8 protein-coding genes and 1 pseudogene are annotated in these 17,604 nt (G+C 67.1%); 4 read left to right on the top strand and 5 right to left on the bottom strand.

All coding sequences use genetic code 11. The annotated features are described in order from the left end of the window. Nucleotide 1: 1 nt before the first annotated feature. Nucleotides 2-4,244, bottom strand: a pseudogene (locus BCAL_RS14080) (PD-(D/E)XK nuclease family protein). Here BCAL_RS14080 and BCAL_RS13170 point away from each other — a divergent pair. The 3 genes from BCAL_RS13170 to BCAL_RS05810 all read left to right on the top strand — a co-directional run bounded on the left by BCAL_RS13170 (nt 4,149) and on the right by BCAL_RS05810 (nt 6,049). Next, nucleotides 4,149-4,553 (top strand): hypothetical protein, encoded by a 405-nt coding sequence (locus tag BCAL_RS13170; protein WP_156101964.1) that lies wholly within the window; start codon nt 4,149-4,151, stop codon nt 4,551-4,553. The pseudogene BCAL_RS14080 and the gene BCAL_RS13170 overlap by 96 nt on opposite strands. A 65-nt stretch (nt 4,554-4,618) precedes the next feature. After that, on the top strand, nt 4,619-5,200 hold the full coding sequence (locus BCAL_RS05815; protein WP_043165115.1) for a variant leucine-rich repeat-containing protein: 582 nt from the start codon (nt 4,619-4,621) through the stop codon (nt 5,198-5,200). Nucleotides 5,201-5,212: 12 nt separating this feature from the next. Further along, on the top strand, nt 5,213-6,049 hold the full coding sequence (locus BCAL_RS05810) for an FHA domain-containing protein (RefSeq protein WP_052119064.1): 837 nt from the start codon (nt 5,213-5,215) through the stop codon (nt 6,047-6,049). A 102-nt stretch (nt 6,050-6,151) separates the two neighbouring features. Here BCAL_RS05810 and BCAL_RS05805 read toward each other — a convergent pair whose 3' ends face one another. The 4 genes from BCAL_RS05805 to BCAL_RS05790 all read right to left on the bottom strand — a co-directional run bounded on the left by BCAL_RS05805 (nt 6,152) and on the right by BCAL_RS05790 (nt 16,293). Continuing rightward, a complete protein-coding gene (locus BCAL_RS05805; protein WP_052119063.1) occupies nt 6,152-10,363 on the bottom strand; it encodes a DNA-directed RNA polymerase subunit beta' in 4,212 nt (1,403 codons plus the stop codon). A 134-nt stretch (nt 10,364-10,497) separates the two neighbouring features. Beyond that, the gene (gene rpoB, locus BCAL_RS05800; protein WP_043165114.1) at nt 10,498-14,061 is read right to left on the bottom strand and encodes a DNA-directed RNA polymerase subunit beta; all 3,564 of its coding nucleotides are present in this window, start codon (nt 14,059-14,061) and stop codon (nt 10,498-10,500) included. 324 nt (nt 14,062-14,385) lie between these two features. After that, on the bottom strand, nt 14,386-15,123 hold the full coding sequence (locus BCAL_RS05795) for a hypothetical protein (protein WP_238549631.1): 738 nt from the start codon (nt 15,121-15,123) through the stop codon (nt 14,386-14,388). A gap of 99 nt (nt 15,124-15,222) precedes the next feature. Next, the gene (locus tag BCAL_RS05790; protein ID WP_238549630.1) at nt 15,223-16,293 is read right to left on the bottom strand and encodes an HhH-GPD family protein; all 1,071 of its coding nucleotides are present in this window, start codon (nt 16,291-16,293) and stop codon (nt 15,223-15,225) included. A gap of 289 nt (nt 16,294-16,582) precedes the next feature. Between BCAL_RS05790 and BCAL_RS05785 the strand changes: the two genes are divergently transcribed. Beyond that, nucleotides 16,583-17,572, top strand: a complete 990-nt coding sequence (locus BCAL_RS05785; protein WP_043165112.1) for a glycosyltransferase family 2 protein — start codon at nt 16,583-16,585, stop codon at nt 17,570-17,572. Nucleotides 17,573-17,604: the final 32 nt, after the last annotated feature.

Below are 17,604 nucleotides of genomic sequence, written 5' to 3'. Positions count from 1 at the left end.
GTCATGCTTGCCTCGTTTCGATCACGGTGTCGATCCGGCCGGCGCACGCCGGGCAGACGGCGCCCATACGGCAGTGCTTGAGGTGGTTGGCCGTGGGGTGGGCCATGAGATGCTCGCAACGGCTGGCCACGGCCGTGTAGAAAACGCGGGCGATCATGGTCAGCGACCACAGCGCCTGCGTGCCGTTGAGCGACGCGAAGGCGGCCCACTGCGCGTCGTCGACGTTTGCCAGCCCCTCGGGTCTGGCGGACGGGTCGAGGGCGATCGCGGGCATATCGAGGATCTTCGCGGGGTTCGGGAAGTACGATCGCGGCGTGTAGGCATGGGCGTTGAGCGAGCCGCTCGTGAACAGCGCTGGCTGGTGCAGGCCCTCGGGGGCCCGGCTGTGTGCGGGGGCGGACTTGTGTTCGACGTGGAACAGCGCGCTCTGGCCGATTTCGGGTGCGATCGCGAGCGCTTCGGCGCCGCGCGGGCCGAAGGAGCCGCCCTTCGACTGGCTCTGTCCGGATGCGGCGGGCCGTTCGGGGAAGGTCAGACCGAGCTGGTAGCACACGAGCTGCAGGTCGTTGACGATCTGGCTCACGGCCGGCAGCTGGCCGGTCTTGTAGTCGATGAGCCTGACGCGAGTGCCGCCATCCGGCAGCGTGCGGATCTCCTTGCGGTCGATGCGTCCGGCAAGCCGCACGATGAGGTCGTCGCGCATGCCCTCGGGCCATCCGCCCACCAGCAGGCCCATGAGCTCGGAAAGACCGTGGCGGTCCACCGGTTCGACGCCGGGCGTGGCGTTGTAGGCGGCGAGGATGTCGCCAAGATCGAATCGCGCGGCGAACTCCTCCTCGCAGGACGCACGTTCGAGCCGCCCGATGTCGAAGTACTTCGCATTGGCGCCGAGGTATCCGGCCTCGTTGCCGTCCACGAAGTAGGAGGCGATGTTCGCCAGCGTCTCGCCGGCCCCTTCGTCCTTGCGGATGGCCGCGTACCGGCTGGCGGGGTCCTCGATCAGGGAGGTGTCGGGCCTGAGCTCGTCGTAGATGGCTTTCAGCCGTTCCGTGACCGCCGCAAGCCGCTGTTCGTGCGGCGCGTCGGCCATGAAGCCGGGCAGGTCGATTCCCTCCTCGCTGCCGCGTTGGGCGACGGCGTGGATGAGCGTGCCGAAGCTGGTGGCGATGGCGGAGGGGCGGGGTCCGGCGAACGTGTTCTCCAGCATCCAGCACACCGGGCACTCCCACAGCCGGTCCACCGACGAGGGCGACAGGGAGACCATCGGGGCGTGCTCGGGCTGGGGGGACTCGCCGTCGAACGCGTGCGGCAGGTACGCCCAGTGATCGGGGTCGGCGGAGGCGACGCCATGATCAGCGAGCAGCGCCAGCGCGGCGGCCGCATCGCGGGCTTCGGGCGAATCGGCCGGATTGACGGCGAGCGCGACGCGGGCCGCCGCGACGACGCCGCGGGGGTCGGCATCCAATCCCGCGTACTCGCCGTAGACGTCGTTCCCACCGTCGGCTCCGTCACCGGTCTCGGGATCAACCCCGCCGTCGGCTCCGGGATCGACGATCATCGCCACGCCGTTTCCGTCGCGGGTGAACGTGCCTGACGGGATCGGCCGGCGATGGCGGCGCCGACCGTCTCCCGCCCGACGGGGGTGAAGAGGTTCCGGTCGCGGCAGTAGCGTTCCGGCAGGTAGGTGTACAGGAAGTCGGAGGGCAGCGTGTCGTCGTTCGCGACGGCGCTGACCGTCACGAGACGGTCGGCGCGGGTGAGCGCGACCAGCAGGCTCTTCTTCTCGGAGGAGAGCACGGCGGCCAGTCGGGGATCGCCCGTCACGTCGGCGGCCGCGCGGGCCGTATCGTCCCGGGTGATGCCGCCGTGCAGGATGACGTCGCCCAGATCCTCGCCGCCGAACATCGTGTTGCGTTCGGCGAGGTTCGGCCACACGTCCTGCTGGATCGCCGGACACCACACGTACGCCCAGTGGCGTCCGGCCGCGCCGGCGGGCGTGGTGAGGGTCACGGCCTGTTCGATCGGCCCCACGTGGGCGAGGGAGTCCGCTTCGATCTGCATGGAGCGCACCCGTTCGATGAACGAGACGATGTCGTGGCCGGACGCCCCTCCCTCGGCGTATTGGAACAGGCGCATCGCCGCGTCGAGCCTGTCGTTGGCGGCGCGGCCGTCGGGCGTGTTGGCGAATGCGGTCCGCTGCCAGACGCGGGCCACGCCGGTCGCCTCCCAGGCGAGGGCGAGCGCGAACTGCGGCTCCCTGCTGGTCAATGTGACGAGGCCTTCGGCGATCTTGCCGACGAGCGTCCACAGGCGTTGGAACGCCTTGAGCTGCGGGTCGGTGCCGAGCACCTGTCCGACGGCGGCGACAACCATGTCGGCCGGCGCGTGCGGGTCGTCGAGGGCGAGCATCGCGTAGAGCGCGTTCACGCCGAACGACGGCGCGTCCGCATCCGGCACGGCCGTCGCGTCGACGAGCGATTCGTCGACCGATACGGTGCCGGCGGGTGCTGTGCCGGCGGATGCCGCGGCGTTCCGGGACGAGCGCCGATGGCACAGCCCGTTCCACGCCTGCACCAGTTCGGACAGCGTTCCCGCGGTGTCGGCCTGATCGACGTCGTCGGCATCGTCGTCTTCCCCGGGCTCAGCCCCGATGACTCCGGCGAGCGATTCCAACGCGCTCATGGCCGATTCGACGATCTCGATGCGTGCGGGGCGTCCTTCTGCCGACCGTTTCGCGCCGATGGTGATCAGCGGTCCGTCCATCAGCGTCGCGACGCGGGATCGGGCGAACGCGGCGATCTGCCGCAGGGTCATCGACGTGCCGTCCATGCCCTCGCGGCGCAGACGCGCGAGTTCGATCAGCGCGAAGAGCCCCTGCACGAACGGCTCCTCGCTCAAAGGACGGGTGACGGACGAGTAGCGTACGGGCACGCCGTCGCGGCGCAGACGTTCGCCGAAGACACGTACGGTGGCGTTGTCGTGCGCGATGACGGCCATGTCGTTCCATTGGGCGTCGCCGTCGAGTCGGGCGCGTTTGATCCGCCAGACCACGTCGTCGAGCTCCTCGCGCGGCGAACGGTACAGTGCCGAGGCGAACGATCCGTCATTACGGCGGGGCGATTCGGCGTCGAGCATCGCGATCGGCCACGTGCCCTCGCGTTTCGGGGTCTTGCCCGGACGATCCGGCAGCGGCGTGGGATCGTCCTCAGGCGAGGGGATCGACAGGGAGACCCGCGAGACGACGATGTCGCGATACGTGACCCGATCGGTCTCCCGATCACCTGCCCGATCACCCGCCCGATCGGCCTGTGCGATGCCGATGCGCGCCGCGTTGAGCGGCCCCTCGCAGGCCTCGGCGAACAGGTATTCGGGGTAGGAGCCGCGGAAGGTCTGCACGGCCTCGTCCGGGTTGCCGACGAGCAGCAGCCTCACGCCGGCGTCGGCCAACGCCTCGAGGAATCGCAGCCCCGCGAGCGTGGTGTCCTGGAAATCGTCGACGATCAGCACCTCGGGCAGGCTGGACGGGCCGCCGGAACCCGCAGCCGCAGCCGACTGCCGCAGAACGCTCGCGCCCTCGACGAGCAGACGCGACGAGTCAAGCCGGTACTCGCCCGGATACGCCCGTTCGACGGCCGCCGCGTATTCGCTGCGCAGCGCGAAGGCCAATCGCCATTGCAGCTCCAGCCGTTCGCCGTGCGCGCCGGCCTCGCGGGCGGCGGACAGCAGCTCGCCCTCGCGCGCGATCGAGGCGCCGAGCTCGCTCATACGCGCCAGCATGTCGCGCAGCTGGTCGACGAACGCCGACGAGATGCCGCGTTCGAACATCTCGGGCGTGGAGGAGGCGTCGCCATGCGAGCCCGCAGACGAGTCCGCAGGCGTCTCCGCAGGCGTCTCCACGGGTGAGGCGACGGCGCGCGCCCAATCGTCGGACGCGAAGTACGCGCGCAGCAGCATGCACACGTCACACGGATCGCCGGCCATGGCGTGGGCCAGATGCACGGCCAGCACGCCGCGCAGCAGCGCATCCTGTTCGGCGCCGTTGAGCAGCCTCGGGGCGGCGAGCCCCTGAGTGAAACGCCGGTCGCGATCACACGGAAGGCGATCGCCGACAACGTGGTCACCGGACGGGTCTGCGCGGAGCCGCCGACGTGACGGATCGCCTCGTCGCGCAGCCGATCGGCGACCATGCGATTGGAGACGGCCATCAGCGCGCGCTCGTCGCCGAGCCGATCCAATGCCGCCAGCAGCGCGGCGAACGCGAACTCCGTCTTGCCGCCCCGCGGCGGCGCGGCGGCCAGCAGCGCACGCGGCCGATCGCCTCCGGCCGGGTCCCCGGCGATGGCACCGCCAAGCAGCATGTCCAACGCCTCGGACGCCGTCACGTTTCCCATCATCTCGTTCATAACCCTCAAGCCTATTCCTCTTTCGGGCGGGCGGTCGATATCTACCTGGAACCCATCGGACGACCGTGTTGCGGCGTGTCGCGTCCAGTATGCGTCTTCATGGAAACCGGGCATGACGTGCTCCTGACTACACTTGGATACCAAAGGTGAGGAATCCGGCAGCGCGCCGATGCGACTTCGCACCGCACACACCACACAAGGAGTTGAGTTCAAGGATGGTCGATTATGACGCCGCAGTCGCGGCCGTGCAGGATCCGGATGCGGATCCCGTCTTCCTCGCGAAAATCGCTTACGAGAATCCGGAGTTCGGCGCGAACGTGGCGGTGAACCCGCGTGCCTACCCGGGGCTGATCCGCTGGCTCGCCGAATTCGGCGACGACCGCGCGCGTCAGACCGTCGCGCAATTGGGATACAAGGTGTCGGACTCCCCCGCCGGCGCGAATCAGCCGAATCAGCAGACGACGCCGGCGGCGAACGAGCCGGACGTCGACGCGGGAATCGGCGTCGATCAGGCGAGCGCGCAACCCGCCGCACAGCCCGCATCATACGATCGAGCCGCATCGTACGGCGCTGACGCCTACGTGAAGCCGGCGCGCAACCCCTACGGATTCACCGCGGAGCAGGCCGCGACCACCACCGATCAGATGCAGATGGCGGAGATCGCCCGCAACGCCCCCGAACTGTACGCGGATCTGGCACGCAACCCCAACCTGTATCCCGCGCTCGTTGACTGGCTCGCCCAGCTGCACGACCCGGCGGTCGACGCGGCGCTCGCCGCACGCGGACGTCGCTTCTGAAAGGAGCATCCGATGGCCCGAACGATTCCGTTCCCTCCCCCGCCCGAACCCGGCTGGTATGAGGATGACGCGCATGGCGGTCACGCATTGGCCGACGATATCGAGTCCATCGCCGATCATCCGATCGACGCCGAGGCCCTCGACGGCGACGGCCTGCTCGGCATCGCCCCCATCGATCGCATCGGAGGCATGTCCGATATCAGTGATCTTGCGGCAATCGAGGACGCCTACCCCGCCACCAGCGCCGCGATCCCGCAGTCGACCGTGCCGATGACGGTACGGTCGGCGGTCGGTCGCAGCGCCCGGCAGTCCGTCCTTTCCGGGTTCCCCGGGTCCTCCGCGACTGCCGACGCTCCCACGGGTGACGCGCGCAGCACGCTGCCGCGCCATCAGGAGCCGTCCGTCTCCTCGGACGCGGGTGCGAATGCGACTTCGGGTCCTTCGGATGCCGGTCAGGTCATGCCCGATGACTTTGGCGATTCCCTTCCCTCCGGCGCTTCTGACGGGTCCTCCGCCCCTGCGGCCCGCACGTATCGCATGATCAACGGGACCACGCATCAGGAGATCCTCGTGGACGCCAGCATGCTTCTGGGGCGCAGACCGTCCAATCCGGTGCCGGACGGCGCCAGGGTCGTCCAGCTCGACGATCCGACGCGCACGATCTCGCGCAATCACGCGACGATCACGATGGACGCCGAAGGGCGGCTGTGGCTTGACGACTGCGACTCGCTCAACGGCACGTATCTGGTCGTCGACGGGCATGACGTCAAGGTCACGCCCGGCTCGCCGGTCTCCATCGAGGCGCCTGCGGTCATCCGATTCGGAGATCAGCTGTTCAATCTGCAGTAGACGACAATACGAACAACGGCAAGGGCCGCGGTTCCTCCCCTGATGGGGGAAGGAACCGCGGCCCTTGTGCTTAGACGCGAATCAGTCGCGGATCAGCTGCGCTCAGGCGTTCTGATCGTCGGCGCCGGCGTCATCGGATGCGGCCGAATCATCGGCGTCATCGGCAGGCGCGTCCGAGGCATCCGCATCCGCGGAGTCGGCATCGGAGGCGTCGCCGGTGTCCAGACCGGCGAGCAGATCGCTGTGATCGATGTGGTGCGCATCGTCACCCTCGTCGCCGCCGAAGTCGGCGGTGCCGCCCTGGTCGTCGAGGAAGTCGTCGGGGTTGAAGTCCTCGCCGAGCTTCAAGTCGCCGAAGTCGATGTTGGAGAAGTCCACATCGCCCATGTCGCCGTCGTTGAAGTCCATGCCCTCGTTGTCCGCGTCGCCGCCCAGACCGAAGTTCGGGTAGATGGTGTCGCGGATGGCCTTGTCCGGCTCGACGACCGCGTTGCGGTAGCGGGCCAGACCGGTGCCGGCGGGGATGAGCTTACCGATGATGACGTTCTCCTTGAGACCCTTGAGGTCGTCGACCTTCTGGTTCAGGGCGGCATCGGTGAGCACGCGGGTCGTCTCCTGGAAGGAGGCGGCGGACAGCCACGAATCGGTGGCCAACGAGGCCTTCGTGATGCCCATGAGCTCCGGACGGCCGGAGGCCGGCTTCTTGCCGGCCTTGACGGCGGCCTTGTTCACGTCGCGGAAGCGACGCTGGTCCACCAGCTCGCCCGGCAGCAGATCGGTGTCGCCGGAGTCGATCACGGTGACGCGACGGCTCATCTGGTGCACGATGACCTCGATGTGCTTGTCGTGGATGTCGACGCCCTGGGAGCGGTACACGTTGTGCACCTCCTCGACGATGTTCATCTGCGCGGCGCGCTTGTTGAGGATGCGCAGGATCTTCTTCGGATCCACGGAACCCTCGACCAGCTGGCGGCCGGTCTCGACGTGCTCGCCGTCCTTGACCAGCAGCGGCACGCGGCGGGAGACGTTGTACGTGATCGGCTTGATCACGCCGTCCTCGGTCGGGGCGCCGGAGTCGGAGTCCGGGTTGAGGATGACCTGACGGCCGCGGTCGTTCTCGGTGACCTTGATGGTACCGGCGAACTCGGCGATCGGGGACTCACCCTTAGGCGTACGGGCTTCGAAAAGCTCGGTGACACGAGGAAGACCCTGGGTGATATCGGACGCGGAGGCGACGCCACCGGAGTGGAAGGAACGCAGGGTCAGCTGCGTACCCGGCTCGCCGATGGACTGGGCGGCGACGATACCGACGGCCTCGCCGACGTCGACCAGCTTGTTGGTGGCCATCGACCAGCCGTAGCACTTGGCACACACGCCGCGGCTCGACTCGCAGGAGAGCACGGAACGGCACTTGACGAACTCGACGCCGTGGGCGACCAGATCGTTGAGGACGTCCATCGACAGGGCGTCGTCGCGCTTGTACAGCACGGTCGTGCCGTCGGCCGGGTCGACGACGTCGGCCGCGAGCAGACGGGAGTACGGGCCGCCGTCGGCGTTCTTGACGAGCACGAGGTTGCCGTCGGCGTCACGGTCGGCCACGCGGATCTGGATGCCCTGCTTGGTGCCGCAGTCCTCCTCGCGCACGATGACGTCCTGAGCCACGTCGACCAGACGACGGGTCAGGTAGCCCGACTCTGCGGTACGCAGTGCGGTATCGGCCAGACCCTTACGCGCGCCGTGCTGGGAGATGAAGTACTCCAGCACGGACAGGCCGTCGCGGTAGTTGGACTTGACAGGACGGGGGATGATCTCGCCCTTCGGGTTCGCCACGAGGCCACGCATGCCTGCGATCTGGTTGATCTGCATCATGTTTCCTCGTGCACCGGACTGGACGATGATGGCGAGGTTGTTCGACGGATCGAAGTCGTGCTCGACGGCCTTGGAGACCTCGGCGGTGCACTTGGTCCACAGGTCGATGAGCTCCTGACGGCGCTCCTCCTCGGTAAGAAGACCCATCTCGTAGTTCTCGTTGACCGTGGCGGCCTCGTCCTCGTAGCTGGCGACGAGCTTGGTGCGCTCGGCCGGCTCGATGACGTCGGAGAACGCGAAGGACACGCCGGACCACGGGGCTCGGGTGAAGCCGAGATCCTTCAGGGCGTCCAGCGAGGCGGCCACCTGGGCGGTGGAGTAGCGGGTCGCGATGTCGTCGACGATCTTGGCCAGACGCTTCTTGCCGACCTGCTCGTTGACGAACGGGTAGTCGATCGGCAGGGTCTCGTTGAACAGCACGCGGCCGTAGGAGGTGGCGAACAGCGCGGTGCCGTCGTGGAAGCGCTCCTCCTTGACGACCTCCTCGCCGTTCTGCGCGGCCGGGTCAGCGACCTTGAGCTCACCCGGCTCCCAGTCCGCGGGCAGCACGAAGTTGCTCGGCACGCGGATGAGCACCTTGGCCTGCATGTCGATCTCGTGCAGGTCGAGGGCCATCTCGGCCTCGGCGAGCGAGGAGAACACGCGGCCCTGGCCCTTGGCGCCCTCCATCACGGTGGACAGGTAGTACAGACCGAGGATCATATCCTGGCTCGGCATGGTCACGGTGTGGCCGTCGGCCGGCTTCAAGATGTTGTCGGAAGCCATCATCAGCGAGCGGGCCTCGGCCTGGGCCTCGGCGGACAGCGGCAGGTGGACTGCCATCTGGTCGCCGTCGAAGTCGGCGTTGAACGCGGCGCAGGCGAGCGGCGGCAGGTGGATGGCCTTGCCCTCGACGAGGATCGGCTCGAACGCCTGGATGCCCAGACGGTGCAGCGTAGGCGCACGGTTGAGCAGCACCGGGTGCTCGGAGATGACCTCCTCGAGCACGCCCCACACCTCGGAGTCGCCGCGGTCGACCAGACGCTTGGCGCTCTTCATGTTCTGCGCGTAGTTCATGTCCACGAGGCGCTTGATGACGAACGGCTTGAACAGCTCGAGCGCCATCGGCTTCGGCAGACCACACTGGTGCATCCTCAGGGACGGGCCGACGACGATCACGGAACGGCCGGAGTAGTCGACTCGCTTACCGAGCAGGTTCTGACGGAAACGGCCCTGCTTGCCCTTGAGCATGTCGGACAGGGACTTGAGCGGGCGGTTCGAGGCGCCGGTGACCGGGCGGCCGCGACGGCCGTTGTCGAACAGGGAGTCGACGGCCTCCTGGAGCATGCGCTTCTCGTTGTTGAGCATGATCTCCGGGGCGCCCAGCTCGATGAGTCGCTTCAGACGGTTGTTGCGGTTGATGACGCGACGGTACAGATCGTTCAGGTCGGAGGTCGCGAAACGGCCGCCGTCCAGCTGGACCATCGGGCGCAGATCCGGCGGGATGACCGGGATCACGTCGAGGACCATGGCCTCCGGCTTGTTGCCGGTGGACAGGAAGGCGTTGACGACCTTCAGGCGCTTCAGAGCCTTGGTCTTGCGCTGCTCGGACGCGTCCTTGATCTCCTCGCGCAGCTCGGCGGCGATGGCCTCGAGGTCGAGCGACTGGAGGCGCTTCTTGACCGCCTCGGCGCCCATGCAGCCCTCGAAGTAGTCGTCGTAGCGATCGCGCATCTCGCTCCACAGATCCACGTCGTCGATGATGTCGCCGGGCTTGAGCTTCTTGAACTTGTCGAAGACGGCGCCCATGCGCGCGATCTGATCGTCGTAGCGCTGGCGGATGGCCGCCATATCGCGCTCGGCGGAGTTGCGCAGCTTGGCCTTGGCGGCGCCCTTGGCCTCGCCGGCCTCCTCGAGCTCGTGCAGATCGGCCTCGACCTTCTTGGCGCGATCCTCGATCTCGTTGTTGCGGCGATGCTCCAGAGCGTTGATGTCGTGGTCGAACTCGGCCTGCAGGTCGGGCAGATCCTGGTGACGCTGCTCGTCGTTGACGGCGGTGACCATGTAGGAGGCGAAGTAGATGACCTTCTCCAGCTCCTTCGGGGTGACGTTCAGCATGTAGCCCAGACGGGACGGCACGCCCTTGAAGAACCAGATGTGGGTGACGGGGGCGGCCAGCTCGATGTGGCCCATGCGCTCGCGGCGCACGCGGGAGCGGGTGACCTCCACGCCGCATCGCTCGCACACGATGCCCTTGAAGCGCACGCGCTTGTACTTGCCGCAGGCGCACTCCCAGTCGCGGGTCGGACCGAAGATCTGCTCACCGAACAGACCGTCCTTCTCCGGCTTCAGGGTGCGGTAGTTGATGGTTTCGGGCTTCTTGACCTCGCCGTGGCTCCAGCCGCGAATGTCGTCCGCGGTGGCCAGGCCGATCCTCAGCTTGTCGAATGCGTTGACGTCCAGCACTTGTTTCTTTCGTCCTTACTTACGCTAGCTTGTCGTTGTCTCGATTGACTCTTTGGCTCATGGGCGGCGCCGGCCGGGGGTCGTCCCCGTCCGGCCGCGCGCCGCCGTCATAAGACCTTCAGGTCCGGTATCACTCACTGATACTCGGGCTGCGGGGCGGCCTGGTCTTCCTTCGCAGCGGCGTCCGGGCGGGCGCCGATGTTGAAGCCGAGGTCGTCGGAGGCGTTCGTCGGATCGTCGTCCTCGTCCTTCATGTCGATGGCCTGGCCTTCGGCGTTCAGGACCTCGACGTTCAGGGACAGGGACTGCATCTCCTTGAGGAGCACCTTGAAGGACTCGGGGATGCCCGCCGGCGGCAGGTTCTCGCCCTTGACGATCGCACCGTAGGCGCGCACGCGGCCGTCCACGTCATCGGACTTGGTGGTCATCATCTCGTGCAGCGTGTACGCGGCGCCGTAGGCCTCGAGGGCCCACACCTCCATCTCGCCGAAGCGCTGGCCGCCGAACTGCGCCTTGCCGCCCAGCGGCTGCTGGGTGATCATCGAGTACGGGCCGGTGGAACGGGCGTGGATCTTGTCGTCCACGAGGTGGTGGAGCTTGAGCATGTACATGTAGCCCACGGAGATCGGGCGCGCGAACGGCTCGCCGGTGCGGCCGTCGAACAGCGTGGCCTTGCCGTCCGGGCCGACCATGCGGTCGCCGTCGCGGTTCGGCAGCGTGGTGGACAGCAGACCCTTGAGGACGTCCGGCTTGACGCCGTCGAACACCGGAGTCGCGACCGGGGTGCCCGGCTCGGCCTTCTCGGCGCCGGCGGGGACGAGTTTCTTCCACTCGGCCTCGAGATCCGGATCCAGGGAGATGTCCCAGCCGGAGTGCGCGATCCAGCCCAGGTGCAGCTCGAGCACCTGGCCCAGGTTCATTCGGGACGGCACGCCGAGCGGGTTCAGCATGATGTCGACCGGGGTGCCGTCCGCGAGGAACGGCATGTCCTCCTCGGGCAGGATGCGCGAGATGCAGCCCTTGTTGCCGTGGCGGCCGGAGAGCTTGTCGCCGACCGTGATCTTGCGGTGCTGGGCGATGTAGACGCGGATCATCTGGTTGACGCCGTTGGGCAGCTCGTCGCCGTCCTCCTCGGCATCCTCGCGGGTGATCTCCTTGACGCCGATGACCGTACCGGTCTCGCCGTGGGGCACACGCAGCGAGGTGTCGCGCACCTCGCGGGACTTCTCGCCGAAGATGGCGCGCAGCAGGCGCTCCTCCGGGGTCAGCTCGGTCTCGCCCTTCGGCGTGACCTTGCCGACGAGGATGTCGCCGGCCTCGACCTCGGCGCCGATGCGGATGATGCCACGCTCATCGAGGTTCGCCACCGCGTCCTCGCCGACGTTCGGCAGGTCGCGGGTGATCTCCTCGGCGCCCAGCTTGGTCTCGCGGGCGTCGATCTCGTACTCCTCGATGTGGATCGAGGAGAGGGTGTCGTCCTGCACGAGACGCTGGGAGATGATCACGGCGTCCTCGTAGTTGTAGCCGTTCCACGGCATGAACGCGATGAGCAGGTTCTTGCCGAGGGCCAGCTCGCCGTTCTGGATGGCCGGGCCGTCGGCCATCACGGTGCCGGCCTCGACGCGCTCGCCGTCGTGGACGATCGGACGCTGGTTGTAGCAGGTGGTCTGGTTGGAACGCTGGAACTTGGCCAGCTTGTAGGAGCTGGTGGTGCCGTCGTCGTTCATCACGCGGATCATGTCGGCGGACACGTAGGTGACCACGCCGTCCTTCTCGGACTTGATGACGTCGCCGGAGTCGTTGGCGGCGCGCCACTCGGAGCCGGTGCCCACGAGCGGGCGCTCGGACTCGATCAGCGGGACGGCCTGACGCTGCATGTTGGTGCCCATCAGCGCTCGGTGGCCCTCGTCGTGCTCGAGGAACGGGATCAGCGAGGCGCCGAGGGAGACCATCTGGCGCGGGGAAACGTCCATGTAGTCGACCTGGCTGACCGGGACATCGACCGCCTCCTCCTCGCCGACTCGGGCAAGGGCCTCGTCCTGAACGAAGTTGCCGTCCTTGTCGAGCTCCTGGTTGGCCTGGGCGATCACGTGGTCGAGATCGCGGTCGGCGGTCATGTACTCGACCTCGTCGGTGACGTGGCCGTCGACGACCTTGCGGTACGGGGTCTCGATGAAGCCGAACGGGTTGACGCGGCCGAAGGTCGCCAGCGAGCCGATCAGACCGATGTTCGGGCCTTCAGGGGACTCGATCGGGCACATACGGCCGAAGTGGGACGGGTGCACGTCGCGCACCTCCATGGAGGCGCGGTCGCGGGAGAGGCCGCCGGGGCCCAGCGCGGAGAGACGACGCTTGTTCGTCACGCCGGAGAGCGGGTTGTTCTGATCCATGAACTGGCTCAGCTGGGAGGTGCCGAAGAACTCCTTGATGGTGGCGTTCACCGGGCGGATGTTGATCAGGGACTGCGGGGTGATGGCCTCGGCGTCCTGGGTGGTCATGCGCTCGCGCACGACGCGCTCCATACGGCTCAGGCCGGTTCGCAGCTGGTTCTGGATCAGCTCGCCGACCTGGCGGATGCGGCGGTTGCCGAAGTGGTCGATATCGTCGACGTCGACGCGCAGCTCCACGTCCTCGCCGTTGCGCTTGCCCGGGAAGGTGGTCTTGCCGTCGTGCAGGGTGACGAGGTACTTGATCGTCGCGATGATGTCCTCGTGCTTGAGGCTGCGATCGTTGATGTCGGTCTCGAGGCCGAGCTTGCGATCGATCTTGTAGCGGCCGACGCGCGCCAGATCGTAGCGCTTGGTGTTGAAGTAGAAGGAGTCGAGCAGGTTCTTGCCGGCGTCCGGGGTCGGGGTGTCGGCCGGGCGGATCTTGCGGTAGAGGTCGACGAGGGCCTCGTCCTGGGTCTGCAGCTGCTCCTTCTCCAGGGCGTCGAGCACCAGCGGGTAGTCCTTGAACGCCTCGCGGATCTCCGGCTTGGTCATGCCGATGGCCATGAGGAAGACGATCGCGGACTGCTTGCGCTTGCGGTCCACGCGCACCTGCGGCTGGTCCTTCTTGTCGATCTCGAACTCGAGCCACGCGCCGCGCGACGGGATGATCTTCGCGCCGAAGACCTCCTTATCGGAGGTGCGGTCCTGCTGGCGGTCGAAGTAGACGCCCGGGGAGCGCACGAGCTGGGAGACGATGACACGCTCGGTGCCGCCGATGATGAAGGTGCCGTGCGCGGTCTGCAGCGGGAAGTCGCCCATGAACACGGTCTGGGACTTGATCTCGCCGGTCTCGCCGTTCTCGAACTCGGCGTTGACGTACAGCGGCGCGGAGTAGGTGTAGTCCTTCTCCTTGCACTCCTGGACCGTGTGGCGCGGCTCCTCGAAGTACGGGTCGGAGAAGGTCAGGGACATGGTCTGCGCGAAGTTCTCGATCGGAGAGATCTCGTTGAAGACCTCATCGAGGCCGGAGGTGTGCGGCGTGGTGACGGTGCCGTTCTTCTCGTCCTCGGCGACGCGCGCCTTCCAGCGGTCGTTGCCGATCAGCCAGTCGAAGCTGTCGGTCTGCACGCCCAGCAGGTAGGGCACATCGATGGGTTCCTTGATGGAACCGAAGTTCACGCGGTCCGACGCCTTGTGCAGGTCGATGTCGTGCTGGTCGGCGCGTGCGGTGATGGTGGTGGTGTTCGTCTTGGACTCAGTAGCCAATGGACGTTCCTTATCGCTCGCTAGATCGTATGGTTTCCCCGGGAGCGCCGGCACGGCCACCATATGCCTGTGCGGGCGCTTCATCGTTGACGGCATGCCCGCAATATGACACGCCATATGCAAGTAAACAAATGTAGTGGTAAGGGTGGACTCTTTACCGCGGCGAGACGATCTCCCCACACGACGGAATCAAATCAGCACATTTCCTTCACAAATCACATGACTATTGGCGGCCGATTCGGTATTTTCGGCATTTGCCGGTGTCGACAGCGCCCCAGTGACGTCCCGCGCTTCCACTACAGACGCTACAGACGCTCTCAGCCGTCACTGCACCTCGACCGTGACCGGCTGACTCTTGACCTTCGGCGCGTTCTTGAGACTCAGCACGCCCACGTACGTGCCGCGATCCACCTTGGGCAGATCGTCCCGGTTCTTGACGCACTGGTCGGACGTGCGGCTCGCGTTCCACGTGATCGTCTGGACGTCCTTGTCGCCCTTGGCCATGAGGAGCGTGCGCGCCTCGGTCGGACAGGAGTCGGAGCGCCACACGGTTTCGCCGCCGGAGGTGATGGTGAGCACGCGCCCGGAGTCGGACGCGTCGATGATGCAGGAGTCGGAACCCTCGTGCGTGATCGTCGCCACCCAGTCAAGCGAGCCGCCGACCGCGACGGTGGCGGTCTTCGCCGTCAGTTCAAGCCGCGTGTTCTTCGCCGTGCAGTTCTTCACGGTGGCACTGTGATGCGGTTCGGGCGAGGTGGAGCGTTCGAGGACGGCATGGCTGGCGTTGCCCGTGGCCACGTTGATGACCGCACCGGCTCCTCGTCCGAGGCTGTACACGGTGAATCCCAGCACGAACAGGACGACGACGAGCGCCGAGAACACGACGATGCGACGACGACGGTAGATCGCGCGCTGGCGCTTGCTGAGCTTACGCTTCTTCCCGTTGGGCCTACCGGCAGACGAACCGCCAGACCGGTCACTGCCGGCCGACCGACCCGACGCCCCGTTCCCCGACGTCATCCCCGGACGACCCGCACCGCCGGGATTCACGGTTCCGCCCATGCTGCTCCTCCTGACTGCCATAACATCCCCAGTGTACGGACGAACGCGTTCGATACGCGCGGAACAGACGATTCTCCCAATACCTCACACGCGCCGGGCCTAGCCCCGCGGCAGCCTCAAAGCCCCGTCGGGCAGGATCTCGATCAACCCGTCCTCGTCAAGACCCGCGATGCAGGCGTCGAGCTGGACATGGTCACGCCACAGCGCCTCAACCCGCTCGCGCGGCAGGGAATCGGGATCCTGGGAACCCACGGACTCGGCAGGCAGCTCACGCAACGCCTTGAGCACGATGCCGCGCACCTGGCGGTCGGTGCCTTCGAACCTCTGTCGTGGCCTGGTGCGCCGCTCCCCCAACCCCGGACGCCCGGCGGCGAGGAACGCGCAGTCGTCCGACACCGGGCACTGCTCGCACAACGGGTTCTTCGCCGTGCACACCAGCGCGCCCAGCTCCATCACCGACTGGTTCCACACGACCGACGGCGGCGTCGCACGCGGAACATGTCGTGAAACACCGTGTGAAACACCGTGTGAAACACCCGACGGCACCTTCATCACGGCATCATCCGGACCATCATCCGGACCATCATCCGAATCGCCACCATCCGACGGCAGCACTTCGTTCGCGAGCGCGCGCTCCAAGGGACTGGCCGCTCCCCCGCGCGACTCCTCGCCACGGAACAACCGGGAGAGCACGCGACGGATGTTCGTGTCGATCACGGCCACGCGCTCGCCGTACGCGAAGCTCATCACGGCGGACGCGGTGTAGTCGCCGACCCCGGGCAGCGCGACAAGCGCGTCGTACGCGCGCGGCAATTCGTCGCCGCATTCGCTTGAGACGACGTGCGCGCACTCCTGCAATCGCAGCGCGCGGCGCGGGTAGCCGAGACGCCCCCACGCGGTGATCACGTCGGCCTTGGGCGCGGCGGCGAGTGCCCCGGCATCGGGCCAGCGTTCCATCCATTGGGTCCAGTACGGCACGACGCGGCTCATCTGCGTCTGCTGGCTCATCACCTCGGAGACCAATACGCCCCACGGGGTCGCGCGCCCGAACCGCCACGGCAGGTCGCGCGCATTCGCCTCCCACCACGCGGCTAGCCTGAGGCGGACGCGTTCGGCGCGGTTCGCCCGATCAGTCGGACCGGTATCGCCCGCATCACCGGACGCCACCACGCCGGTTCCATCGATCCGACCATCAGCCCGACCGCTGTCAGTCCGATCACCGTTCCGCACCATTTCCACCCCTTTCGTCAAGGACCCCATTGTGCCGGCCACGCCGTACAGCCGCCGACGACACGACGCCCCGACAACCCCTACGTCATCCCGTAGCCGTTATGAGGACAACCCGGACATGAATCAGGGTCCGTTCAGGGCGACTACAGGCAAGTTCGTCGTCGCCCAAACCGACAATGAAGTCATCGCGAAATCACGAAGAAGCAAAACGCGAGAGAAAGAGGCTCCCATGCATAACGCATCCACCCTGTCCATCGTGGTGCCCTCCTACAACGAGGAGGACTGCATCCCGCTGTTCCTCGCGGCGATGGCCGACACCATCGACGACATCGACGCGGCCGCGCCCGGCATGCGCGTCGAACTGGTGTTCGTGGACGACGGCTCCCGCGACCGCACCGCCCAGCTGCTGCGCGAGGCGGCGAGCGGCACATGGCCGTTCGACGTCCGATGGATGTCGCTGTCGCGCAACTTCGGCAAGGAGGGCGCGCTACTCGCCGGACTCGACGCGGCGAGCGGCGACCTCGTGGCCGTGATGGACGCCGATCTGCAGGATCCGCCGTCGCTCTTGCCTCGCATGGCCGCCATGCTGGCCGACGATCCGACGCTTGATTGCGTGGCGACGCGACGTACCACACGCGCCGGCGAGCCTCCGATCCGATCGGCGTTCTCCCGACTGTTCTACCGTCTCATGAACCTCGTGTCGCCGGTCGAGGTGCCCGACGGCGCGCGCGACTTCCGCATGATGCGCAGGGCCATGGTCGACGCGATCACCGCGCTGCCCGAACGCAACCGGTTCTCCAAGGGGCTGTATGCGTGGGTCGGATTCCGCACCGCGTGGATCGAGTACCCGAACGCGAAACGCGCGGCCGGACGCACGACATGGAACTTCCTCACGCTGACCGGATACGCGATCGACGGTCTCATGTCCTGTTCCACGATGCCGCTGACCATCGCCTCCTACATCGGTCTGCTATTGTGCGCGGTCGCGTTCGGCGCCACCTGCTTCATCGCCGTGCGCGCGGCCCTGTTCGGCGATCCCGTGGCGGGCTGGCCGTCACTCGCCTGCATCGTCACGTTCATCGGTGGGTTGCAGCTGCTGTGTCTCGGGGTGATCGGCCGGTATCTGGCGAAGACGTATCTCGAGACGAAGCGACGGCCGAGCTACATCGTGCGCGACGGCAACCTCGGGGACAACTTCAGGGAGCCGGCGTCGCGGTAGGCGCCGGCAATCGTCACAGGAAACCCAGCCAT

It is taken from the genome of Bifidobacterium callitrichos DSM 23973 (genome assembly GCF_000741175.1).
In the GTDB taxonomy this organism is placed as follows: Bacteria; Actinomycetota; Actinomycetes; order Actinomycetales; family Bifidobacteriaceae; genus Bifidobacterium; species Bifidobacterium callitrichos.
The sequence above is the reverse complement of the archived record's forward strand: the minus strand, read 5'-3'. Positions and strand labels throughout refer to the sequence as shown.